General features: G+C 52.3%; 1 protein-coding gene. It reads right to left on the reverse strand.

The genetic code is table 11. From position 1 onward, the window contains the following. The coding region (locus KDM89_RS21535) for an ATP-binding protein (protein WP_438947541.1) at window positions 1–287 on the reverse strand (287 nt) is incomplete at its 3' end. Between the last annotated feature and the right edge of the window lie 13 nt (window positions 288–300).

Below are 300 nucleotides of genomic sequence, written 5' to 3' on the forward strand. Positions count from 1 at the left end.
TGATCCGCCATTTCTATCGCCTGCATCGCAGCCGTTGCGCTATACACGCTGACACAGTTCGGCGTGAGTTCAGTCAGTTCTTCGCTCAATATCTGCGCGGCTTTGCGATTATCATCCACGATCAACACTTTCAGCGCAGGATTACTCATCACCGCAGGAGCCAGCATCAACCTTTTTTCAGGCAGATCAAACCAGGTATGGAAGCGCACCGTGGTGCCCACGCCCATATCACTATTGAGCGTAATCTCCCCTCCCATCAGTTCGATCAAACGCTTGGAAATCGACAAACCCAGACCGGTC

This window comes from Cognatundibacterium luofuense (assembly GCF_018139685.1).
In the GTDB taxonomy this organism is placed as follows: domain Bacteria; phylum Pseudomonadota; class Gammaproteobacteria; order Burkholderiales; family Burkholderiaceae_D; genus Undibacterium; species Undibacterium luofuense.